The organism is Micromonospora sp. S4605, assembly GCF_003176715.1.
Classification (GTDB): Bacteria; Actinomycetota; Actinomycetes; order Mycobacteriales; family Micromonosporaceae; genus Micromonospora; species Micromonospora echinaurantiaca.
The window spans coordinates 1-6,154 of record NZ_QGSW01000417.1; the positions used below are offsets into that span (position 1 = coordinate 1).

The 6,154-nt window shown below is 68.4% G+C and carries 6 protein-coding genes; all 6 read right to left on the reverse strand.

Annotation, left to right across the window (positions count from 1 at the left end; translation table 11 throughout):
- Nucleotides 1–89 precede the first annotated feature (89 nt).
- The gene (locus DLJ47_RS32805) at nucleotides 90–1,331 is read right to left on the reverse strand and encodes an SAVED domain-containing protein (protein ID WP_109905903.1); all 1,242 of its coding nucleotides are present in this window, start codon (nucleotides 1,329–1,331) and stop codon (nucleotides 90–92) included.
- Complete coding sequence (locus DLJ47_RS32810) at nucleotides 1,328–1,867, reverse strand: Mov34/MPN/PAD-1 family protein (RefSeq protein WP_158289924.1); 540 nt, start codon at nucleotides 1,865–1,867, stop codon at nucleotides 1,328–1,330. The genes DLJ47_RS32805 and DLJ47_RS32810 overlap by 4 nt, the downstream gene beginning before the upstream one ends.
- Nucleotides 1,864–3,153, reverse strand: a complete 1,290-nt coding sequence (locus DLJ47_RS32815; RefSeq protein ID WP_199236096.1) for a HesA/MoeB/ThiF family protein — start codon at nucleotides 3,151–3,153, stop codon at nucleotides 1,864–1,866. Before DLJ47_RS32815 ends, DLJ47_RS32810 begins: the two co-directional genes overlap by 4 nt.
- Nucleotides 3,141–3,710, reverse strand: a complete 570-nt coding sequence (locus tag DLJ47_RS32820; RefSeq protein ID WP_109905907.1) for a hypothetical protein — start codon at nucleotides 3,708–3,710, stop codon at nucleotides 3,141–3,143. Before DLJ47_RS32820 ends, DLJ47_RS32815 begins: the two co-directional genes overlap by 13 nt.
- 5 nt (nucleotides 3,711–3,715) lie before the next feature.
- Entirely contained in the window at nucleotides 3,716–4,678 is a 963-nt protein-coding gene (locus DLJ47_RS32825) for a hypothetical protein (RefSeq protein WP_109905909.1), read from the reverse strand.
- A gap of 230 nt (nucleotides 4,679–4,908) precedes the next feature.
- The gene (locus DLJ47_RS32830; RefSeq protein ID WP_109905915.1) at nucleotides 4,909–5,838 is read right to left on the reverse strand and encodes an AAA family ATPase; all 930 of its coding nucleotides are present in this window, start codon (nucleotides 5,836–5,838) and stop codon (nucleotides 4,909–4,911) included.
- Nucleotides 5,839–6,154: the final 316 nt, after the last annotated feature.

The following is a 6,154-nucleotide window of genomic DNA, read 5'->3' on the forward strand; positions in this document are numbered from 1 at the left end:
CCGGTTGATGGCCGCGCGCCTAGCCGGTGAGGACGTCGAGCCGCAAGGCCCGATCGAGACCGAGGCAGCCCGACGCCTCGACGACGAACTCAACCAGAAGTAGCCACCCGGTTACCCAACACTTTCTCAGGCTCCAGGGTGATCAGCTCGCGCACGGGGGCGCCGTTGCTGCGCAGATATTCCTCGACGTCCTCGGCGATGTCGAGGGTCAATGCAATGGCCACGGCGAGGTCATCACCTTGGCCGAGTTCGACGTGGCCGAGTTCCTGGGCCTCGACCGTTGCGGGTGGTGCGTCGCTGCGCCATTCGGCGGTGCCCTGGTATACCGACACAACCCATCCGCGGACTCTCGGGAGTCCGACTCCCGTAGCGAACCACATAGGCAGTCGCATGGCGCCGGTGACGTGCGCTCGCCGGATACCGAACGCTTCAAGATCGTGCACCTTCTCGGCCAGAGCGGGCATGACCTTCTCCTGCCAGTCGTCCGGGTTACGCAGCTGCCGCCGTTCCCAACTGGTCGCGCCCTCGTAGAGGTCAACGAGATCGAGCGTGACGTGTGGTTGCAGGCTGTGAGCCGGCTGGTCGATCGCGTGGACGGCGAATACAAGGGTGCCTCTGCGCGCGAGGAGGTCGGCGTCGGTGACCTGATGCCGGATGGCGTCGCGTGTCCGCGGGCCGGCGCCGGTCTTAACCCATTCGCGGACGAGGTCGCGGCCGCGGAGTACGGCGGCGGCGTCGTCCCGCAGGCCCGCGGCGCGCATCGCGTCGCTCGCCTGCCGGAGCCAAGACGTTTCGCCGCCCTCGTGGTGCAGTTCAAACTCGTCCAGGAACTCCAGCAGCTCGGACTCGGGAATGCCGAGGTGAGTGGCCCAGTCCTTGCGCTGCTTGCCGGCTTTGCTCCGCGGGGTCTTGGGCCGAAGACCCGGACCGATTCTGTTCGTCACCTTGTCGCGAAGCTTAAGGATCTGGTCCGTTGGGTCGAAGGCCCGGTTGGTGATCAGTTGAAACTGCGGCTGCGGATTTTCGAGTCGATGTTTTGCCCACGTTGCGTGGAAGTGCTGGAGCGGGCTCTTACCGTTGGCTGCGGTCGCGGTGGTGAGCCAGCCGGCGTCGATGATGGTCGCATCGGTGTTGGAACTCTTGATCTGGTAGTAGCAGTTGCCGCCAGCGCGGCGGAGGACGACGACGTCGTCGAACGCGCCCCCGCCGGCGTCCTCGATACTCACGGAGATGATGTCGGCGTCGGCCAGGGCTCGGCATGCCCAGTACCAGCCGATGATGTGCTGGTAGTCGTCGCCGCGCAGGGCGGCGGCACGAGCAGGCAGCGTCACGGGCGAATCCTCTCCATGGGAATTGGTGGCGGAAGTTGGTCCGCGGGCGGGGCGCACTCGACCGGCCCCAGCACCAGCGGCACGAGTTCGGCACCGCTCTGGTAGCAGGTCCACGTATGCGCCTGGAGCGTGTCCCAAGCTGCAGTCGGGCTGGTCAGGATGATGGCGATGAAGACGTCGAGGCCCAGCTCGGGGTCGTCGAGGAACGCCAGATACGTGCTGAGGTCCCGATCGCTGGGTGCTGGTGCGGTGCCGGGGTGGGTATGCCACTCGCCGATCCACATGCTGCCGTCGCGCGCGTATGCGTCTGCGGCGAGGCGTTGCGCGTGGGGTAGGTCCCGGAGGAAGAAGGCCGGCCCGCGCACGGCGGCCCGGCCGGGGCCTCCCGCGTACCGCACGTGCGCGGTGCCGTCGGGTTCGATGTAGCCGAGGAGGAGACCGCCGGTTTCGTCGCCGTCGCGGGATCGTGCGGCTTCGTCCCGGATCGTCGTGGCCGCGGCCGGCGCGAGGACGACCCGGCCGATGCGGACCGTCATGGTTCCTCGCAGGTGGGGCAGCCGGGGATCGGGGCGGTCGCCGACCGCCATCGGAGGCTTTCGGTGTGCGTCAGGTCGAACGGTGGGGCTCGGCCTGGTTGGGGCCGCAAGCTGATGATGGCGTGGTCGCCGGGCAGCTGCTGGTCGGCGACACCGTGGCGCTCGAGCAGGGTCGCCACGGCGGCCTTGGCGGCAAGCTGGCCCACGAGGTGCAGGTCGGCGCCGACCGCGGTCATGGGGCGGTGGCGGGTGCCGGTGCCGTATCCAGCGTCGATGGCTGGCTCCGGGTCGATGGCGCCGGCCTCGCGGAGAGCGTGTCGCTGGCAGGCTAGGCAGCCCCGATCGGGCCAGGGTCGCAGGCGCAGGATCTCGCCGAGGGCGCCATCTTCGAGCACGCACGCCAGTACCGCGTCCAGGCGGGCGCGGCGGGCCAGGTGGCTGATCACACGACGGGACGCGACGCCGTCTGTCGCCCCCACCACGATGTCGGTGCTCGCGAGGAGAGCTCGGACCTGGTCGGCGTTCTCCGCTACGTCGAGCTCAAAGTCGTGCACCTCGACTCCGGGACGGAGTTGCTCGAGATCGTGGCGGAGCGCTGAGACTTTCAACCGTCCGACGTGCTCCGGGCCGCAAACATGTCGGACCAGGTTGTGCCACCGCAACCGGTCGTGGTCGACGAGGTACAGCCGACCTACACCGTACGTGGCGAGCGCGTGCGCGGCGGCACCGCCGATGCTGCCCGCACCAACGAGCATCACCGTCGCTCGCCGCAGGTACTCCAGCGGCCACGACAGGATCAGCTGCTCGCTGCCGAGGATCTCCGGCTCGCAGTCGATGTCGTGCGGAAAGACGCCGTCAGCGCCGACATGCCACGCCACCAGATCCGGCAGCCGCTCGCCAGGGATGAGGTCGGCAGCTTCCGGGGCATAGGTGATTGCGATGTACCCGCCCCTGCCAGGGTCCATGAAGCCTGAGGGGACGAACTGCTTGAACCTCTGCAGGCTCAACGTCGTGATGCGCCGGCGGCTCAAGTACCACAGGACGTGCAACTGGGCGCTGACCCGGAACCATCGTCCGCTCTGCCGGGTCTCGCCGAAGTTGAGGAAGTGTCGGCGTTCCGGCTTCAACTGCACCGGCAGCAGCGCCGTCTCGGAGCCGGAGGAGATCTGGTAGACGTACCCCGCATTCTCGGCGCCCGAGACCTTGAACGTCACGATCCCCCAGGAGCCGCTGGTGCGAATGCGGGCGGCGGCCTCGCGGGGCACCAGGATAATCAGGTGCTGCATCGGTCGTCCTGCGATCCGTCCAGTTCTGAAATCTTATCGGTTTCGCCGGATGCTCGAAGGAGGAGGGGGTCGAGCTGATCGTCGTTGACGATGCCGTTGATCGTCATGGCGTTGATCAGACCACGGGTCATCAGCTCGAACTCGACGCGCCACCCGGCGGCCTTCAACAGCAGCTCTACGATCGAGTCGCGCCCAGTCCAGGTCGTGTCGTCTTGGAACAGGCACAGGCTGCCGTCGCCCATGACGTGCCACCGCTGGTCCGTGCGCGTGCTGAACCGCGGCTGGGGGTCGACGGGATGCACCGCCGGGGCCACCATCGGGTACGCGTGCCCGTAGACGACGGCCACCAGGAGGCCCTGCTCACCGATCACGTCGACGAGGCCCGCGGGCTCGGGGCGAGCGAAGGGCCACCGAGGCAGACGTCCCATCCAGCCGCCGGCTCCCGCGTCTTGCCACTCGAGGTTCGGGAACCGGGCCCGGACCTCTTCCTGGTCGCGTTGCAGGCGGCGTGGCTCGCATTGCCACCAGGTCGTCGGAGGTGGGCGCAGGTTCTGCATGGTGATCAGCCCTGGGGCGCGTCGCGGATCGGCCGGCCGGTGATCAGCGCCGGGCCGGTGATAGCGGGCGAGACCTTCTTCTTCGGCGCCGGAAAGTCGGGCCCGAGAACGTCCTGCCACGCGCGCTGCGCCTCATCCGAGTCGCCGTCGGCGTGGAGCGCGCACGCGCGGGTCGCGGCGTCCCGAGCCTTTTCCAGCTCTTCCCGCAGGACCGAAATGTCAAGATCGGGCTGGATCGGCCCGCAGTGACCCGCGGGGTCGTAGATGCCCCAGTTGATTTGGATGGCCGCCGCGGTGAAGAACGCCCTCAGCGCCTCGGGCCGGGTGCCGCTGCGCGGCATGCACTGCAACGCGAGCACCTCCATCACGAGGGACTTGACCTTCGTCGGCACCGAGAGCCGCCACCGCTTCAGCACCCGGACCATCGCCCGGAAGTGTTGCCACTCCCGCTGACGATCCGCGACCACCGCGATCAGGTACTCGGGATCGGCCGTGCTCCAGCTCTGCGACCGCCTCGACGGGATCAGCAACGTCCCGTCGGCCTGGCGCAACACGGGCATGGCGTCGACGGTGAAGGCGTCCTGGAAGTCGGGCGGGTCAATGAAGCACTTCACCGCACGGTCGCGGAGGAGCGTGTGCCGGATCAACTGGTCGACCGTGCCGTCCGTGACGCCCAGCAGGTACTTCACGCGGCCGCGCGTGTACGCCAGCGCATCGTTGGCGGACTCGCCCGGTTGGCCCCAGTCGGGGTGGTCGTCGGCGCGGTAGACGACCACGAGGTCGACGTCGTGTACCGGGTCGAGCTGGGTGCTGCGGGCGAGCGATCCCGAGCCGAAGACCTCCTCGACGTCGGGCTCGTCCTTGAACGCCTTCTTGAAGGTGTCCCGGCGCTGCCGCGCAAGGTCAACGCGGTCCTTGTCGGCGTTGACGACGGTCTGGAAGTCGTCAAAGGCTTTCTCGACGCCCATGGCGTCCCCTCCAATTCACAAGCTTCGCTTTCGAGTTGGACCGGTGCTTGCGCTACTGGTAGTCAGGGCCGAGGGGGAGCCCGAGCTGCGCAACAGCGGGATGCCAGCCCCTATTCCCGGGCAGTCCCGGAAACGACGGCATGCCTAGTCCGGGGTACGACACCTTCCGTTGTGCGGACGGCGGGCTCTTAGGGATACCTGCCGGAACCGATTGGCCGTCGTGGGACGGCTCACGGGGCGACGCGGTTCTCCTCGAAGATCGGCGTCGGCTCGATGGCGCGGACAGTGCGCAAGAGGATCTCGTCGGTGAGCGCGCTGTCGGGGAACGCGTCCATGACGGCCGTCGGGACGAGGCGCTGGGTCAGGTCCGAGTATGTGTAGCCGGGACGGGTTCCGTCGGGTCCGGTCAGCTCGGCCAGCCGGTTGAGGGTGGCGGCGGGGACGTCGATGCCGTGCAGAGCGTGGCGTAGGGCGGTGAGGCGCTGCGCGCTGTCGGGGCGGTCGAAGACGAACGTGGCGGCGGCGCGGCGCATGATCGCGGGATCGAGGGCGCCGAGGCGGTTGGTGCAGAGCACGACGAGCACGGGGACCTGGGCGCCGGCGAGGCTGTCGACGCCGGCGAGGAACGCATCGACGCCGGCACGGTCTTCATGGTGCATCTGCTGGTTCTCGCGGGACTGCACGAGCGCATCGGCTTCGTCGACGACGAGGACGGAAACGGCGTTGATCCCGCGGGTGCTCTTGGACTTGGCGCCTTGCAGGTGAAGGTGTTCGAACGCGGCGCCGATGAGGGCGGTCATCTCGCCGACCAGGCCGCTGCCGCGGGTGGCGAGCTTGAGCCTGTACAGGTACACGGGCAGGTCCAGCGCGTCGGCGAGGTCGCAGCCGAACGACTCGGCCAGGGCGCTCTTGCCGCACCCGACGTCGCCGGCGAACACGAACAGGGGAGCCCGGTCGGTGAACAGCGTGGTGGCGGCGACCTCGGGGCCGTGGAACTTCTCCGCCCACAGCTGCAGTCGCTGCGGGTCGGCGAGCAGCATCGCCTCCTTGCGGAGCCGGGTCTTGATGTCGTCGAGCCCGATGAGGCGCCGATACCGGTCGGCCCGCACGGGCTCGGGCAGCTCGATGACGGGCTGGAACAGGTCGTCCTGCGTGGTCAACATGATCTCCTTGGGGTGCTTACCAGGCGACGTACACGCTGCGGTCGACACCGATACCGTTGCGCGCGTAGCCGTGCCCGGACGTGAGTGTTCCGGCCGTGGCCGTGGGCTCGTCAGCCTCGCCGCGCTGTACGGGAAGCCCGGCCGTGATCCGCTGCCGTTCGCTGGCCGCGAGCAGCAGGAACTTTGACCTGCGTTCCGCGTAATTCAGGGGGGCTAGAGACATGATCTGGGGCGTGAGCTGGGGGAACGCGTGGACGTATGCCTGTCGGGCGTGTCTCTAGGCGGTGGTGTCGCTGCTGGTCAGCGGCTCGCG

Coding starts and splice junctions, on each gene's coding strand:
- DLJ47_RS32825 (WP_109905909.1), bottom strand. CDS start 4,678: ATGGGCGTCGAGAAAGCCTTTGACGACTTCCAGACCGTCGTCAACGCC.
- DLJ47_RS32815 (WP_199236096.1), bottom strand. CDS start 3,153: ATGCAGCACCTGATTATCCTGGTGCCCCGCGAGGCCGCCGCCCGCATT.
- DLJ47_RS32810 (WP_158289924.1), bottom strand. CDS start 1,867: ATGACGGTCCGCATCGGCCGGGTCGTCCTCGCGCCGGCCGCGGCCACG.
- DLJ47_RS32820 (WP_109905907.1), bottom strand. CDS start 3,710: ATGCAGAACCTGCGCCCACCTCCGACGACCTGGTGGCAATGCGAGCCA.